Genomic DNA, 15,132 nt, shown 5'->3' on the forward strand with positions numbered 1-15,132 from the left:
ACGCTCTCTTACGTACCATAACGTAAAAAATTTTGAAGAATATGAAATTTGATGACATGGACCATATGCCCGAATGGGAGCATTTTAGCCGATTTGGCCGAGATGATGAGGATGAAGAAAATCTATCAAGTGTTGATGCAGAAAAGGTCAGACTAAAGGTCACCAGGGCTAAAAGCCTTTACAACCAGGCAAGAGCCGTATATAAATATGCAGCCCTGTTCTGCGAAACACTGGAAGGAGAGATGGCCGAAATGACCGCTAACTTAATTATGCAGAATGCCCTCATGTTATGCCCTAAAATTGTTGGGGCAGAAGGTGCAGATATGTATATTTTAAGAATGGAAAATGCCTCTATTATCCGAACCAATTGCCGTGAATTAGAAACCCAGGTGAGAGCAGCAGATATGTTCGAAATCTGCACTCCAGAATATAAAGACATTGTTTTAGACGAAATTGAAAAATTTCGTCTACTCTTTATCGAATGGGTTAAATATTTCGAAAAAGACGAATTTGAAGATGACTGGGGACTATATTAACCCTTAATAGTTAATTTTTCTGCGTTTTCTTACCTCCCACCTTTTCTCTCGTTGATTTGAGCTTCATACGCAATAATGTTCTAAATATATGATATCGCTCCTTCTATCTAAAGCACAATCAATACAAAAACCTGATTATCAACCAAAAACAAAACACATAAACATTTAGGTTATTTTTTTGTTGTAACAATTAGTTCATTAATCCGTTTCGCGTAATTCCCAATAGTGCTAAAATTTATAATTTAAAAACTGTTGCGGTTAAAGTTTCGTACATAATGAAATAAACATTAAAAAAATTTATCCCCTTTTTATGGAAGATGTATTGGCTTTAAAGACAAAGAATGTTGCCGGCAATATTAGAAAAATTAGAGAATACAGAGACTATACTCAGGATTATCTGGCGGCGAAATTGAAAATATCTCAAAATGCTTATAGCAAAATTGAGCTCGGTTATAGTAAATTAACGATCGATCGTTTGTTTCAAATTGCAGCAATTTTGGAGGTTGAAGTATCTCATTTATTAACCCTTAACCACAATGATTTAATTAAAATTATTGCTGATGATGAGAACCGGACAGCAGCCGCGAGTTAATTCCCAGGCGCTGTTGATATCATTTCTTTTACCCTGCAAATAATTCCAATACCTTTGGAACAAATTTAGAACGATGCGGGCTACCATTCAAAAAACTATCGATTTTGTTCAGAAAACACTAGCCAATGCCGAGGCAGGGCACGATTGGTTCCATATTGAGCGTGTTTTTAAAACCGCTCAAACCATTAATCAACAAGAAAATGGCGATGAACTTGTAGTCGCCTTTGCCGCATTGTTGCATGATATTGCTGATCCTAAATTTAATAATGGTAATGAAGAACTGGGACCGAACATGGCTGCCTCATTTTTAGCATCGATAGCTGTTGATGCTGAGGTTATTGCCCATGTTAAACTGATTATCCAGAACATGTCGTTCAAAAATAGTTTTGATGGCACAGGTTTCACCTCAAAAGAAATGCAAATTGTACAGGATGCAGATCGTTTAGACGCCATCGGGGCCATTGGTATAGCAAGAGCATTTACTTATGGCGGATTCAAAAACAGGGTACTTTACGATCCGGCTATTTTACCCGAAGAACACCTCACTAAAGAAAGTTATAAAAATACCACCGCGCCTACCATTAACCATTTTTACGAAAAACTGCTGTTGTTGAAAGACATGATGAATACGGAAGCAGGCAAAACAATAGCAACAGAAAGACACAACTTTATGCTGTTATACCTGGATCATTTTTATAAAGAATGGGAAGGCAAATAACCCACAAAAAGACTATTAAAAATACCTAATAGTAAGTATTCCGAAAGCATGCATTAGGGCTTAACTTTACAAAAATTAATCCTCATGCATCCCTATAAACTAAAATACCATAAAAACAGTGTTTTGTTAATCGCGATGGTTGGCATTCCCGTGTTCTTCATTTCCTTAATGTTGTATTGTCTTTTTAGTTTACCTTCATCGCTTTCCGAAACGTCCACTTTGATATTTGTTTCGCTATCAATTATTTTAATGGCACTTCTTTTATTATGGATTACCAAAACGCAGATTTTTGTACATAGTAAAATTTTAATCAGTGAAAAAGGTATAAGCTTTAAATTAAAAAGCACTTCTTTTTTATACCGGAGAACCGAGTTTTTTTCTGGATGGGAAAACGTAACCAGTGTAACCGAAATGTTCGATAACCACAATGGAGGTTACTTTTATCAAATTGCATTTAAAAACCCGGATTTCGTCGCCAACTTTAGTCCGCTTAAAAACCACGAAATAGAGGCCGACCGCTTCTTTTCTGAACTGCAGTACTATCAGGAAAGTTATAATATTGCGCATCAACTGCCTATAAGCAGAAAGCTTAACCCTTCGAACAGTTTTAGTTAAATTATTATTCCAAAATAGAATAGGTTAGATAAATCTATTTACTAATATTTTTAGCTGTTAAGCTATCTTTGTTAGCAAATACATCCCTATGCTCGACCGAATCCGTGAAAAATTAAATATTCTTGCTGACGCCGCTAAATATGATGTTTCTTGTTCATCAAGCGGCGGCACGAGAAAAAACACCAATAAAGGCCTTGGCGATAGCCATACATCCGGCATTTGCCATACTTATACTGAAGATGGCCGGTGTGTTTCGCTTTTAAAAATCCTCCTGACTAACCATTGCATCTACGATTGTTTGTTCTGCGTTTCGCGTAAAAGCAACGATGTAAAACGCGCAGCCTTTACCGTAGATGAAGTGGTAGAACTGACCATGAATTTTTATCGCCGTAATTATATTGAAGGCTTGTTTTTAAGCTCAGGGATTTTCAAAAATGCCGATTTTACCATGGAACGGCTGTTGCTAGTGGTTAAAAAACTCCGTTTGGAACAGAATTACAACGGCTATATCCATTTAAAAACCATTCCAGGGCCAGCGATGAACTGATTAAGGAAGCTGGCTTATATGCCGATCGGATGAGTATTAATTTAGAAATGCCAACTGAAGCCGGCTTGAAGCTTTTGGCTCCTGAGAAAAACCACGAGGAAGTAATTAAACCTTTAGCTTTTGTGCAAGAGCAGATTAGCCAGTTTACTGCAGATAAAAAACTGATCAAACATGTACCAACATTTGTACCTGCAGGACAAAGCACACAGATGGTTATTGGCGCCACACCCGAGAGCGACAAAGATATTATGTACACCGCGAATACCTTTTACAAAAATTTTTCGCTGAAAAGAGTTTATTATTCGGGTTATGTACCCATTAGCAACGACACCAGGATGCCTGTACTTGGTACACAGCCACCATTGCTAAGAGAAAACAGACTGTACCAAACCGATTGGCTGATGCGGTTTTACGGCTTTAAAGTGCAGGAAATTTTAAACGATGCCAACCCGAACCTTGATATTGATATCGATCCAAAATTAAGCTGGGCGATTAGAAATATGCAACATTTCCCTGTGGATATTAATACGGCCGATTATAAAATGATTCTCCGGATACCGGGAATCGGTGTAATGTCGGCCCAAAAAATTGTGCAGACCAGAAAGTTCGGAAAACTCAGGATTGACCAGTTAAAAAAAATCGGCGTGGCTTATAACCGGGCCAAACACTTTATGGTTTGCCTGGATAGCCCCTATCAGCTGAAAGATTATCAGGGCACACAGATTAAGGCTTTTATTTTGGCCGAAAGCCAGAGCAAATATTTAAAAACAGATAGTAACCAGATGATTTTGTTTTAAACGCGTTGTCATTCTGAACGCAGTGAAGAATCTGTAGTGTTTGGGCTGTTTCCATTGTTCAGATGTTCAGAACGCCGTCTTTGATCTTACAGATTCTCGGCTCAGTTTTTCATAGGAAGATTCTTCACTGCGTTCAGAATGACAATTAAACTAACCAACCCCATGACCTACATTTTCGATGGCACTTTTCAAGGTTTATTAACCGCTGTTTTCGAATGGTTTGAACGTAAGCCAGGAAAAGTTGTGCTAAAATCTACTTCAATTTTTCAACCTAAAGCTTTTGCAGAAAGTTTTACTGTTAGCACCAGCGCAGAAAAAGCAGATCGGGTTTGGGCAGGGCTGCAAAAGAAACTCAAAAAGGATTGGCAACGCAAATACTATTGCACTTATTTATCAGAAACACCCGAGGCTTACAATCACCTCTTTCAGTTTACCGTATACATTTTTCAAAATCAATTGGGTGCAGAAAGTAATTATGGCAATCCGCATGTAATTGCACTGGCTAAATATACCAAAAGCGTAGAAAGGGAAAAACACAGTATGGAAGCATTTATTCGTTTTCAAAAAACTGGTGATGGGATATTTTATGCCAATATAGATCCTGATTTTAATGTACTTCCGTTAATATCCAATCATTTTAAAAACCGTTATGCTGATCAGCCTTGGGTAATTTACGATTTAAAGCGCAAATATGGCTTACATTATAATTTAACAAGCGTTGAAGAAATTACGATCAGCTTTAGCAACGGTGCAGATAAGCAAAATCTTGCGCCAGCTTAATGGACGAAAGTGAGGCATTGTACGCTACCCTTTGGAAAGATTATTTTAAAAGTGCCAACATTGTAGCGCGGAAAAACACCAAACTGCATCTGCAGCATGTGCCTAAAAGGTATTGGAAATATTTAACGGAGAAAGTTCCAGTTTAGCGAACAAGAGTTGACAATTCTAATAACATACAGGTTAGTAAGTTGTCAACTTTGAATATACCTGCAATAAATCTGGCTAAAAAAATTAAAACTTACTGCCATGCTGACACCCACATTCTCAATTAGCGTGAAAAGTTTGACAGTTTGGTGAAAATTTGTCCCGCTAAACCTCTTGGCATAAAAAGTGTTAATTGTAAGCTTAGTTAAAAACTCAAATCAAAATAAAAAAATAATAAAAGTTATGGCGTTAAACCTTAAACCAATTGCTGGCAGTTCGAACAGAGTAATAGTTGAACCGGCTGCGGCAGAAGAGAAAACTGCATCAGGTTTGTATATTCCTGATACTGCAAAAGAAAAACCATCTAAAGGAACTGTAGTTTCGGTTTCTGAAGAAGATGCTGAAGGTAAAAAAGCGAGTGTAAAAGTTGGCGATGTTGTAATTTATGGTAAATACGGTGGTACCGAATTCCCTTACGAAGGTAAAGATTACTTAATTATGCGCGAAACTGATATTTACGCTGTTGTTGGGTAAAAATTAAAATGTTACAACGTTACAATGTTGTAATGTTATATAAATCGGAGGAGTGAAATGTTTCAACCTTCCAACATTAAAACTTTAAAATATTCTTAAAAATGTCAAAACAAGTAAAATATAACGTAGAAGCTCGTGATGCCCTGAAAAGAGGTGTTGATATTCTTGCAAATGCAGTAAAAGTAACATTAGGTCCAAAAGGCCGTAACGTAATTATCGATAAGAAATTCGGTTCACCAGCGATCACTAAAGATGGTGTTACAGTTGCAAAAGAAATCGAATTGAAAGATGCCGTTGAGAACATGGGTGCTCAAATGGTTAAAGAAGTAGCTTCAAAAACAGCTGATATTGCTGGTGATGGTACTACTACTGCAACTGTATTGGCTCAGGCAATTATTACTACAGGTATTAAAAACGTTGCTGCTGGTGCAAACCCAATGGATTTAAAACGTGGTATTGACAAAGCGGTTGCTGCTGTTGTAGAAAACTTAAAATCTCAATCACAAGCGGTTGGTGATGATAACAATAAAATTAAACAAGTTGCCTCTATCTCGGCTAACAACGACGAAGTTATCGGTTCGTTAATTGCTGAGGCAATGAGCAAAGTTGGTAAAGATGGCGTAATTACTGTTGAGGAAGCAAAAGGTACTGAAACTGAAGTTAAAACAGTTGAAGGTATGCAATTTGACAGAGGTTATTTATCTCCATACTTTGTTACCAATGCAGATAAAATGGAAGCTGAATTAGAAAATCCTTACATTTTAATCTACGACAAAAAAATCAGTAACATGAAAGAATTGTTACCGGTTTTAGAAAAAACTGTTCAAACTGGCAAACCATTGGTTATCATTTCTGAAGATTTAGATGGCGAAGCTTTAGCAACATTGGTCGTTAACAAAATCCGCGGTTCGTTAAAAGTTGTTGCTGTTAAAGCCCCAGGGTTCGGTGATAGAAGAAAAGCAATGTTAGAAGACATCGCGATCTTAACAGGTGGTATTGTGGTATCAGAAGAAAGAGGTTACAAATTAGAAAATGCCGATTTAACTTATTTAGGTTCTGCTGAAAAAGTTGTTGTTGATAAAGACAATACAACTGTAATTAACGGTGCTGGTAACTCAGATGATATTAAATCGCGTGTTAGCCAAATTAAATCTCAGATCGAAACGACTACATCTGATTACGATAAAGAAAAATTACAAGAGCGTTTGGCTAAATTAGCTGGCGGTGTTGCCGTTCTTTACGTAGGTGCAGCTAGTGAGGTTGAAATGAAAGAGAAAAAAGACCGTGTTGATGATGCTTTACATGCAACCCGTGCGGCTGTAGAAGAAGGTATTGTTGCTGGTGGTGGTGTTGCTTTTATCCGTGCAGTTGAAGCTTTAGCGGATTTAAAAGGTGCTAATGAAGATGAAAATACTGGTATCCAGATCATCCGTCGTGCTATCGAAGAGCCATTACGTCAGATTTGCGAAAATGCAGGTATTGAAGGTTCTATCGTAGTTCAAAAAGTTAAAGAAGGTAAAGCTGATTTCGGGTACAATGCACGTACTGATGTTTACGAAAACTTAATTAGTGCTGGTGTTATCGATCCAACTAAAGTAAGCCGTGTAGCGTTAGAAAATGCAGCGTCTATTGCAGCAATGTTATTAACTACTGAAGTTGTTTTAGCAGATGAACCTGAAGAAGGTGGTGCTCCAATGCCTCCAATGGGAGGCGGTGGCATGGGTGGTATGATGTAATACCATTCCATAGCGAAACTATTTCGTGTAAAAATATTCCCTCAAGGTATAATGCCTTGAGGGTTTTTTTATGCCTTTTTACAGCAAAAAAGAGGCTTTATCGATTCTATAACCCATTCATTTAGTTGATGTTGGTGTAAAATTTTGTAAGTACAGCACTAAAATCACGTTCTTTGCAAGCGAATATTTATTGACGCGTCTTAGGTCTAATACTCATTTCTGAGATTGGATTAAAGCAAGGTTCACTAACAAAGCTTCCAGAACGCAATAAAATCATTCCCTAGTGTTAGAGATTTATGAAGATTCGTTGTAAAAGGAAATGGCTTTCTTTTGTCCTGTTTTTTGGGGCATTTTTGTTCACGTCAAATGTTTTCGCCCAAATTACCATAGGCTCAGTCGATGCAGGCCCCTTTACCCCAGGCAGTACCATTGCAATTCCATTTAAAGTACCAACAAGCTGCATATCGCAGGGAAATCAATTTCAACTGTACTTATCAGATCAAAATGGAAATTTTGGTGCCGAAACACTTATTGGCACATACGTGGGTTTTTACAGCACTTATGTAAATGGTATACTTCCTGTTGGTCTTACTCCAGGCAGAGGCTATAGGGTGAGGGTAAAATCAACCGATCCGGCATCCGTGAGCGCGGCCTCGTCGGCATTTGAAGTAAGGGCAGGAACAGCAGTTGAGGCGAAGTTAACTTCAACATTGTTAAATGCGGCAAACAGCGGAACCTTTGGTACCTGTATCAGTAGAGCCAATAATTCTTTCTCCCTCACAAACGAATCTACAGCAAATAGTACCGTTACCGCAATCATTACCGATGAAGTAAACGGCGGAACCTTGCCGCCAATCCCTTTTCCTACAGCAATACAGACGTTTACTGCCCAACAAGCACATTACACTATTTACACAAAAGCAGTAATGCCAAATGGTGCTATGGCTACAAAAGCCTATCTGCTGATCAACAACAAAGTGATAACAGCCTTTGCCAATACCGGAAATACGGTACTATGCTTACCATCTTCCGATTTTACCTTTAATGTCGATGTTACTTCAACATCAGGTATTCAAAACAATTTCCCTGGAGATATTTATACCATCACATGGGGTGATCAAGCTACAACTACCCACACACTTTGTGAAATTATTGCCAACGGTGGCAAGGTAACACATTCTTATACCAAATCATCTTCTGGAAGTGTTTCCACGTCAAGTGCCGGCACAATTTACAATGCCTTTGATGTATCCATCCGCGTATCTAATGCTTTCTGTTCTACCATGGGCACACCCGTTTCTTCTTCTGCTAAAGTAGTGGTAAAACCAATAAACTCATTTACATTTAATACACCAGGCTGTACAAATGCCAATATTACATTTGTTAACACCTCCCTTTTGGGCGAAAACCCAAACACCAATACAGCAGCCTATACCCCAAATAATGTAACTTATAACTGGTATGTTGATGGCGTGATTAAAGCCGCTGACAAACCCAAATCATACAATTTTGTATACAAGTTTCCAACTCATAGAGAGTATACTGTTCGGTTGAAATCTAAAAATATTACAGGCGAGTGCGATGCCGATCCGGTAGAAATGAAAATCTGTATCCAAGATCCGCCGAAGCCAGCATTTAGTTTACCATCAAATCCAATCTGTGCGGGAACAACATTAAAAGCTTCTGATCTTTCGGTTTTAGATAATATCTGTGATGCAGCCAACAGTTACTTTTGGTCAGTTTCTCCTGCGGTTGGTTTTACAGGGAGCACAAGTGCAAGAAGTAAAGAACCTGAATTCAATTTCACCAATCCAGGTACTTACACCATCACCTTAAATATTACTACGCCGTCTTGCGGTGTAGTAACAAGTCAGCCACAAACTGTTGTGGTAAATGAAAGCCCGGTAGCTACACTATCACCTGATATCACGCTGTGTAATCTCGCTACTTACGATTTTAAAAATACCACAACAGGGCCAACCCAAACATTAATTACAGGTACCACAAAAGATTTACCCGATAGTTATACCTGGACAGTTTCACCATCAGGATCGGGCACCTATAACTTTACTGGTGGCACAACCGCCAATTCTAAATATCCATCGATAAAATTCAATAGCTACGACACTTATACGATAAAGGTTGTCCATAAAAATAATTGCGGCACGGCCGAAGATACCCAAATCCTAACCTTCAGTACGGCACCAGTGATTAGCGCTGGGCCAGATCAAAGCATCTGTTTTAACGAACCCAGTTTTACACTTAGCGGAACCATAACCGGAGCCACTACGACACAAACCTGGATTGGCGGATTAGGAAGATTTACACCTAGCAGAAATGATTTAACCGTAACCTACACACCAACCGCAGCCGAAAAAACAGCGGGCACTGTTACTTTACGGTTAAGGGTTACTACCGCACTCGCCGCCCCTTGTAACCAGATTGATGATGATATCATTCTTAAAATAAAACCCAATATCAGTTTAACGAGTGCAGCGGCTAAAACCATCTGTACAGGCAATAGCGTTGCATACAGTCCAACTTCAGCAGTAGCAGGTGTAACCTATACCTGGACAGCGACTGGAACTGCAACTGGCTATACCGCTAATGGAAGCGGCCCCATTAACGATATCCTCACCAATACCGATCTTAATGCCGATGCAAGCGTAACTTATATCATCACTCCCCATTTTGATGGCTGCGATGGAACGCCATTTAATTTAGTGGTTACCATTAAACCCAACCCTATTGTAACACCGACTGCAGCTAATGCGAGCATCTGTAACGCCACTTCATCGGCCATAACCTTAACAACAAACCTAACAGGGGTAAACTATACCTACACTAGCGTGATAACCAGAGCAATAACCGGAAATAGCAATAGAGCGGTAGCATCGGCAGGAACACAGATCAACGATATTTTAACAAATTCTGGTACCACCGCAGGTACAGTAACCTACACCATTACACCTGTATCTACAAATGGTTGCCCAGGTACACCAGCCAGCATTACCATTACGGTTTTGCCAAGCGCAACACTGCCAAATGCCGGCCCGGATGAAGCGATCTGCAACGCCAGTACTTATACCCTAAAAGGAAATACACCAATAGTTGGTACAGGCAAATGGACAATCGTTACTGCGCCAACAGCTGTAACTTTTGCAGATGACACAAAGGGCAATACAACAATCAGCGGGTTACAGCCTGGAAATACTTACACCTTTAAATGGACAATAAGCGACACCAACTGTTCCACATCCAGCGATGATGTTCAGGTCACCGTTAACCCGCTCAGTGTTGGCGGCACAACCACTGGCGACGTAAATGTATGTGCGGGTGCAAATAGCGGAAACATCAGTTTAACAGGCCAAGTTGGAAACATTATCCGCTGGGAAAGATCTATCGATAACGGGGTAAATTGGTCTACAATTACCTCAACAACAAATCCTTATGTATATTCGAACCTCAGCATTACCACACAATACCGTGCAGTAGTACAAAGTGGCAGTTGTGCAGAAGCCATATCAACCCTAACCAAAATCACTGTAAATCCGGGCACCGTTGCGGCAAATGCAGGTGCAGATCAAAACTTATGCAGTGGAAATGGCATTACCTTAAATGGCAACAATCCTTCACCTAACAGCGGTACATGGACTTTAACATCAGCACAAACTGGCATTACCATAACCGATCCTACACTTTACAACACCGCGGTTACCGGTTTGGTGCCAGGTCAAACTTATACCTTCCGGTGGACTATTTCTGGTTTCAATGGCTGCCCTCCATCTGTAGATGACGTAACGGTTACGTATTACTCACCTGTTACCAATAATATTAGTGCATCATCAGCGCCAGTTTGTGCAGGGCAAAACATCACCATTACAGGTGATATGCCTACTGGCGGAACGGGAACATTTGCCTACCAATGGCAGAGCAGTGCCGACGGAAATACCTGGAGCAATATTCCTTCGGCCATCAATAAAGACATAAGCCTAATTGTAAGCACCTCAACCTATTTCAGAAGATTGGTGAACAGCACCATCTGTACATCAACTAGTAATTCGCTACAGATTACTGTTTTGCCCGGCCTAACCAACAATACCATTTCTGCAGATCAAAACATCTGCGTCGGCACAGTTGCTGCAACTTTAACAGGTACTATGCCGAGTGGTGGTAGCGGAACTTACGTGTACCAATGGCAATCGAGCTTAAATGGAACAGCCTGGAGCGATGTATTGGGCGCCAACAGCATAAGCTTTACGCCGCCAACACCAACGGTAACTATTTACTACCGTCGATCGGTAGCCAGCGGCCCTTGCAGTAACAATTTAAGCAACCAGATTAAGATAACGGTTAATCCACATGCTAAGGCAGAATTAGTTTTTAATACAGATAAAGGTTGTTCACCCTTTGTTTTAACGCCAACCAATATATCGGCTACGCCTTATATAGACCGCAACAATACTTACACCTGGTTTGCCAATGGCGTACAGATTGGTACAGGAATTACCTTTCCTGGCTATACCATTGCAACAGACAACGAAAGCGTTATTATCAAATTGGCCGTAACAAGCAGCCTCGGCTGTAATAGTGATGAAACCAGTCATACTTTTAGCACAATACAAAATGTAACCGCCGCCTATACACAAAATGCAACATCTGGCTGCGGGCCATTAAGTGTTGTTTTTACCAATACTTCCAATTCGCTAACAGCAGCTACCTTTAACTGGGATTTTGGAAATGGTACCACTTCAAATTTAGCTCAGCCAGCAGCTGTTACCTATCAGCCAGCCCCAACAGGAAAAGATCTTACTTACACTGTTACTTTAAAGGCCACCACCGCTTGTGGCACCACCACACAAACTTCAACCGTTTTAATAAAAGCAAAACCAGTTTCCGTTTTTTCTCCTGATAAAACAACGGGCTGCTCTCCTCTCCCTGTTACCTTTAGCAATACTTCACCTGGAAATTATACCAACTATACCTACGATTTTGGAGATGGCTCGGCACCTTTAACTGTTACAGATAAGAATAGTATAGGCCATACCTATACCACTTTAACTGTTAAAGACTATGTTGTAAAAATGACTGCAACTAATGAATGTGGAAGCAATGAGTCACAATATTCTATCCGCGTTTCGCCTAATGACATTACGCCAGAATTGGTAGTAAACAGCAACCAACTTAAAGGTTGTGCACCTTTAAAAGTCGATTTCTTTAACAATACCAAAGGTGCCTGCACTTTTGTTTATGATTTTGGCGATGGAAGCACTACAGTAACCCATACTGCACCCGAAACCATATCACATACATTTACCCAACCTGAAAAATATACCATTACCTTATACGCATCAAACAACTGTTCTAATGCTTCAACAATCGAAACTGTTGAAGTTTTGCCCCAACCCAGCATAAGTTTTGCAGCAGATAAAACAAGTGGTTGTGATGGGGTTACCGTAAAGTTTAAAAATGCCAGTACTGGTGCAATAGGTTATGCTTGGGATTTTGGAGATGGCTCGCTCACATCCAACGCTATAGAGCCTATACATACTTTTAATGGTTCGGGGAAAAATTATACAGTTACCTTAACAGCAACCAATGCACTTGACTGTACAAACAGCACTACCATAGCCAATTTAATCCATGTTGTGCCACCACCTGTAGCAACTTTTACCGTTACTCCAGGCAATGAAGTATCTATTCCCAATTATTCATTTGCCTTTAAGGATATCAGTACCGATGCCGTAAGCTGGGAATGGACTTTTGGTGATGGATCGGGATCAACCCTGCAAAACCCAAACCATACCTATGCCAATGAAGGCACTTATAATGTAACCCTAAAAGTGCTGAACAAAGAAGGTTGTTCTTCAAGCACCTTCCAATCGGTGCGGATTATTGGTGTACCGGGTTATTTAAATATCCCGAATTCATTTATGCCCGCAAGTGCGAAAAACGAGATTAAAATCTTCAAAGCAAAAGGTCGCGGCATAAAAGAGTGGCAAATGTCTGTTTTTAACAAATGGGGACAGTTACTTTGGGAAACGACTAAATTAGATGATAACGCACCGCTGGAGGGCTGGGACGGCACTTATAAAGGACAAGAACAACCGCAAGGTGTTTATTACTGGAAAGTAGATATAAAATTTATCAATGGCAGCGATTGGAAAGGGATGACTTACGATTCATCTCCTCCAAAGAAAACGGGTGTAATATATTTAATAAGATGATGAGGAGAGGGATAATATTATTTTGGCTTGCTTTAGTGTTGCCGTTAATGATTTCGGCGCAAGACCACATTTATTCGCAGTTTTACAATGCGCCGATTTACTTAAATCCCGCTTTAACAGGTCAGTTTGAGGGCGACATTAGGTTTAATGCCTTATACCGCAACCAATGGACGGGTTTAGCCAGTAACTTTTCGTACCTGAGTGCTTCTGGCGATCTCAATCTACGGAGATTAAACAGCGGCATTGGTCTAATTTTTAACCGCAGCAGCGAGGGTACTGCTTACCTGGTAAAGAACAATATTGCCCTAAGCTATTCCTATATTATCGGTGGAGACGATTTTGCCTTATCATTTGGCTTGCAGGGAGGCATTACCAACCAAAAGCTAAACTGGGATAAACTTGTTTTTGGTGATCAGATCGATATCAACACGGGTTACATTCCTGGTAGTATTTCTGGCGCCGAAAGACCAAGTGTAGATAGTCGGTATTATTTCGATTCCAATGCAGGTGCCAACCTGGTGGTGGGAAAATTCATGATGGGATTAGCAGTACATCATCTTAACCGTCCGGATGAATCCTTATCAGGTTTTCAGGCCAAATTGCCGATGCGTATCTCAGGCAATTTAAGTTACAAGTTAACTTTGGTGCCAGATGAGTACGATCGCGATGGGAATTACCTCATCCCATCCATTGTTGCCTACAAACAGGGCAACGTAAAATCGTTCAGTGCGGGCATGCAATATAAATATGCGGGCATAAATGCAGGCATATGGTACCTTAACGATGGAAATTCGAATGGAAATGATGCGATTGTTTTTTCTGTAATCTTCGATATTTTTAACCGCAGAACAAACGGCGAAAAATTCAGGTTAGGCATCAGTCATGATGCTACAACCTCTAAAATCAACTACACCAATACCAGCGGAACATCTGAAATTGGTGTGGGTTATGAAAAATATTTTCCAAATAGTTCAAATGGTGGCCGGGCAAATGGCCTAAGATGTTACGATTTTTATTAATTTGCCTTTGATAATTCAAGGCGATGAACGAGATCATAGACCAAAACCATTTTATTACACAAAGTGAAATCAATAAATTTCTATTGGCAACCCTGCTTTGTGGCATAATCGGAGCAGAACGCGAATACAGAAGTAAATCTGCCGGACTCAAAACCATGATGATGATTGGTTTGGGTGCCACCCTATTTACCATTCTGTCCATCAAAATCGGACCAACCAGTCAAGACCGCATTGCCTCTAACATTGTTACTGGAATCGGTTTTTTAGGCGCTGGGGTAATTTTCAAGGAAGAAAACCGCGTTAAAGGGCTCACTACTGCCTGTATTATCTGGATTGTTGCTGCAATTGGAATGGCCGTAGGCTCTGGTTACTACGAACAGGCTATAGGGGTAACCATTGTGGTTTTGTTGGCACTGATTATTTTTCCCTTTTTAGAAGAAATTGGCGATCGTCGTTTTACCAAAAGGCTTTACCGCATTGTTAAAAAACAGCATACCCATGGCAATTTAGAAAGTTATGAAGAAGTTTTCCGTGAAAGTAAACTCAAACCACAACGAGGGAAACACCAATTGGTAGATAATATTATCACAGGAAACTGGATTGCTACAGGCACGCCTAAAAATCATCAGAAATTTGTAGAGCGCATGCTTAAGGATGATGAGATTATTGAGTTTGATTTTTAAGGTTTTACACCTTCAAGGATAATAAATGATTACCACTTTTCTCACTATAAATCTCTCTTAAATAGCCATCTCGAAAATTTCTACTCCAAACTAATTCAGTAACTCTAATAAAATAATTGTACCATTTTCTTTCTCCTAAAATTTCAGGATTAAGTTTTTTCGTGTTTATCGCTTTTAGAACTTTAGCTTCTAACTTATTCATTT

13 protein-coding genes and 1 pseudogene are annotated in these 15,132 nt (G+C 39.8%); 12 read left to right on the forward strand and 2 right to left on the reverse strand.

The features are described from left to right. Positions 1 to 41 precede the first annotated feature (41 nt). From AW17_RS01005 to AW17_RS01015, 3 genes are all read left to right on the forward strand, one after another. Positions 42 to 536, forward strand: a complete 495-nt coding sequence (locus AW17_RS01005) for a hypothetical protein (protein ID WP_029274216.1) — start codon at positions 42 to 44, stop codon at positions 534 to 536. A gap of 310 nt (positions 537 to 846) precedes the next feature. After that, positions 847 to 1,128 (forward strand): helix-turn-helix domain-containing protein, encoded by a 282-nt coding sequence (locus AW17_RS01010; protein WP_029274217.1) that lies wholly within the window; start codon positions 847 to 849, stop codon positions 1,126 to 1,128. A gap of 73 nt (positions 1,129 to 1,201) precedes the next feature. Beyond that, positions 1,202 to 1,846 (forward strand): HD domain-containing protein, encoded by a 645-nt coding sequence (locus AW17_RS01015; protein WP_029274218.1) that lies wholly within the window; start codon positions 1,202 to 1,204, stop codon positions 1,844 to 1,846. Positions 1,847 to 1,938: 92 nt separating this feature from the next. Here AW17_RS01015 and AW17_RS25075 read toward each other — a convergent pair whose 3' ends face one another. Then, positions 1,939 to 2,064, reverse strand: a complete 126-nt coding sequence (locus AW17_RS25075; RefSeq protein ID WP_280739910.1) for a hypothetical protein — start codon at positions 2,062 to 2,064, stop codon at positions 1,939 to 1,941. 31 nt (positions 2,065 to 2,095) lie between these two features. Here AW17_RS25075 and AW17_RS01025 point away from each other — a divergent pair, with 31 nt between their 5' ends. From AW17_RS01025 to AW17_RS01060, 9 genes and pseudogenes are all read left to right on the forward strand, one after another. Continuing rightward, positions 2,096 to 2,461 (forward strand): hypothetical protein, encoded by a 366-nt coding sequence (locus AW17_RS01025; protein ID WP_029274220.1) that lies wholly within the window; start codon positions 2,096 to 2,098, stop codon positions 2,459 to 2,461. An 88-nt stretch (positions 2,462 to 2,549) separates the two neighbouring features. Next, positions 2,550 to 3,805, forward strand: a pseudogene (locus tag AW17_RS01030) (putative DNA modification/repair radical SAM protein). A 162-nt stretch (positions 3,806 to 3,967) separates the two neighbouring features. Next, complete coding sequence (locus tag AW17_RS01035) at positions 3,968 to 4,585, forward strand: TIGR03915 family putative DNA repair protein (protein WP_280739911.1); 618 nt, start codon at positions 3,968 to 3,970, stop codon at positions 4,583 to 4,585. Next, positions 4,585 to 4,731, forward strand: coding sequence for a DUF4130 domain-containing protein (locus AW17_RS25080; RefSeq protein WP_280739912.1), 147 nt, complete (start codon positions 4,585 to 4,587; stop codon positions 4,729 to 4,731). The genes AW17_RS01035 and AW17_RS25080 overlap by 1 nt, the downstream gene beginning before the upstream one ends. Positions 4,732 to 4,972: 241 nt before the next feature. Continuing rightward, entirely contained in the window at positions 4,973 to 5,263 is a 291-nt protein-coding gene (locus tag AW17_RS01040; protein WP_010599229.1) for a co-chaperone GroES, read from the forward strand. A gap of 101 nt (positions 5,264 to 5,364) precedes the next feature. After that, positions 5,365 to 6,999 (forward strand): chaperonin GroEL, encoded by a 1,635-nt coding sequence (gene groL / locus AW17_RS01045; protein ID WP_029274222.1) that lies wholly within the window; start codon positions 5,365 to 5,367, stop codon positions 6,997 to 6,999. Between the two features lie 296 nt (positions 7,000 to 7,295). Beyond that, the gene (locus AW17_RS01050; protein WP_029274223.1) at positions 7,296 to 13,226 is read left to right on the forward strand and encodes a PKD domain-containing protein; all 5,931 of its coding nucleotides are present in this window, start codon (positions 7,296 to 7,298) and stop codon (positions 13,224 to 13,226) included. Continuing rightward, entirely contained in the window at positions 13,223 to 14,245 is a 1,023-nt protein-coding gene (locus tag AW17_RS01055) for a PorP/SprF family type IX secretion system membrane protein (protein ID WP_029274224.1), read from the forward strand. The genes AW17_RS01050 and AW17_RS01055 overlap by 4 nt, the downstream gene beginning before the upstream one ends. A gap of 23 nt (positions 14,246 to 14,268) precedes the next feature. Further along, positions 14,269 to 14,928, forward strand: coding sequence for an MgtC/SapB family protein (locus AW17_RS01060; protein ID WP_051691565.1), 660 nt, complete (start codon positions 14,269 to 14,271; stop codon positions 14,926 to 14,928). 4 nt (positions 14,929 to 14,932) lie between these two features. Here the strand turns inward: AW17_RS01060 and AW17_RS01065 are convergent, their stop codons facing one another. Next, positions 14,933 to 15,130, reverse strand: coding sequence for a hypothetical protein (locus tag AW17_RS01065; protein ID WP_029274226.1), 198 nt, complete (start codon positions 15,128 to 15,130; stop codon positions 14,933 to 14,935). Positions 15,131 to 15,132 lie beyond the last annotated feature (2 nt).

Origin of the sequence: Pedobacter borealis DSM 19626 (genome assembly GCF_000708285.2) — a bacterium.
GTDB classification, from domain to species: Bacteria; Bacteroidota; Bacteroidia; order Sphingobacteriales; family Sphingobacteriaceae; genus Pedobacter; species Pedobacter borealis.

Bases quoted from the DNA above. Each gene is read 5' to 3' on its own strand.
- AW17_RS01015 (WP_029274218.1), top strand. From the start codon at position 1,202: ATGCGGGCTACCATTCAAAAAACTATCGATTTTGTTCAGAAAACACTA.
- AW17_RS01035 (WP_280739911.1), top strand. From the start codon at position 3,968: ATGACCTACATTTTCGATGGCACTTTTCAAGGTTTATTAACCGCTGTT.
- groL (WP_029274222.1), top strand. From the start codon at position 5,365: ATGTCAAAACAAGTAAAATATAACGTAGAAGCTCGTGATGCCCTGAAA.
- AW17_RS01050 (WP_029274223.1), top strand. From the start codon at position 7,296: ATGAAGATTCGTTGTAAAAGGAAATGGCTTTCTTTTGTCCTGTTTTTT.
- AW17_RS01010 (WP_029274217.1), top strand. From the start codon at position 847: ATGGAAGATGTATTGGCTTTAAAGACAAAGAATGTTGCCGGCAATATT.
- AW17_RS01005 (WP_029274216.1), top strand. From the start codon at position 42: ATGAAATTTGATGACATGGACCATATGCCCGAATGGGAGCATTTTAGC.
- AW17_RS25080 (WP_280739912.1), top strand. From the start codon at position 4,585: ATGGACGAAAGTGAGGCATTGTACGCTACCCTTTGGAAAGATTATTTT.
- AW17_RS01040 (WP_010599229.1), top strand. From the start codon at position 4,973: ATGGCGTTAAACCTTAAACCAATTGCTGGCAGTTCGAACAGAGTAATA.
- AW17_RS01065 (WP_029274226.1), bottom strand. From the start codon at position 15,130: ATGAATAAGTTAGAAGCTAAAGTTCTAAAAGCGATAAACACGAAAAAA.
- AW17_RS01055 (WP_029274224.1), top strand. From the start codon at position 13,223: ATGATGAGGAGAGGGATAATATTATTTTGGCTTGCTTTAGTGTTGCCG.
- AW17_RS01025 (WP_029274220.1), top strand. From the start codon at position 2,096: ATGGCACTTCTTTTATTATGGATTACCAAAACGCAGATTTTTGTACAT.
- AW17_RS01060 (WP_051691565.1), top strand. From the start codon at position 14,269: ATGAACGAGATCATAGACCAAAACCATTTTATTACACAAAGTGAAATC.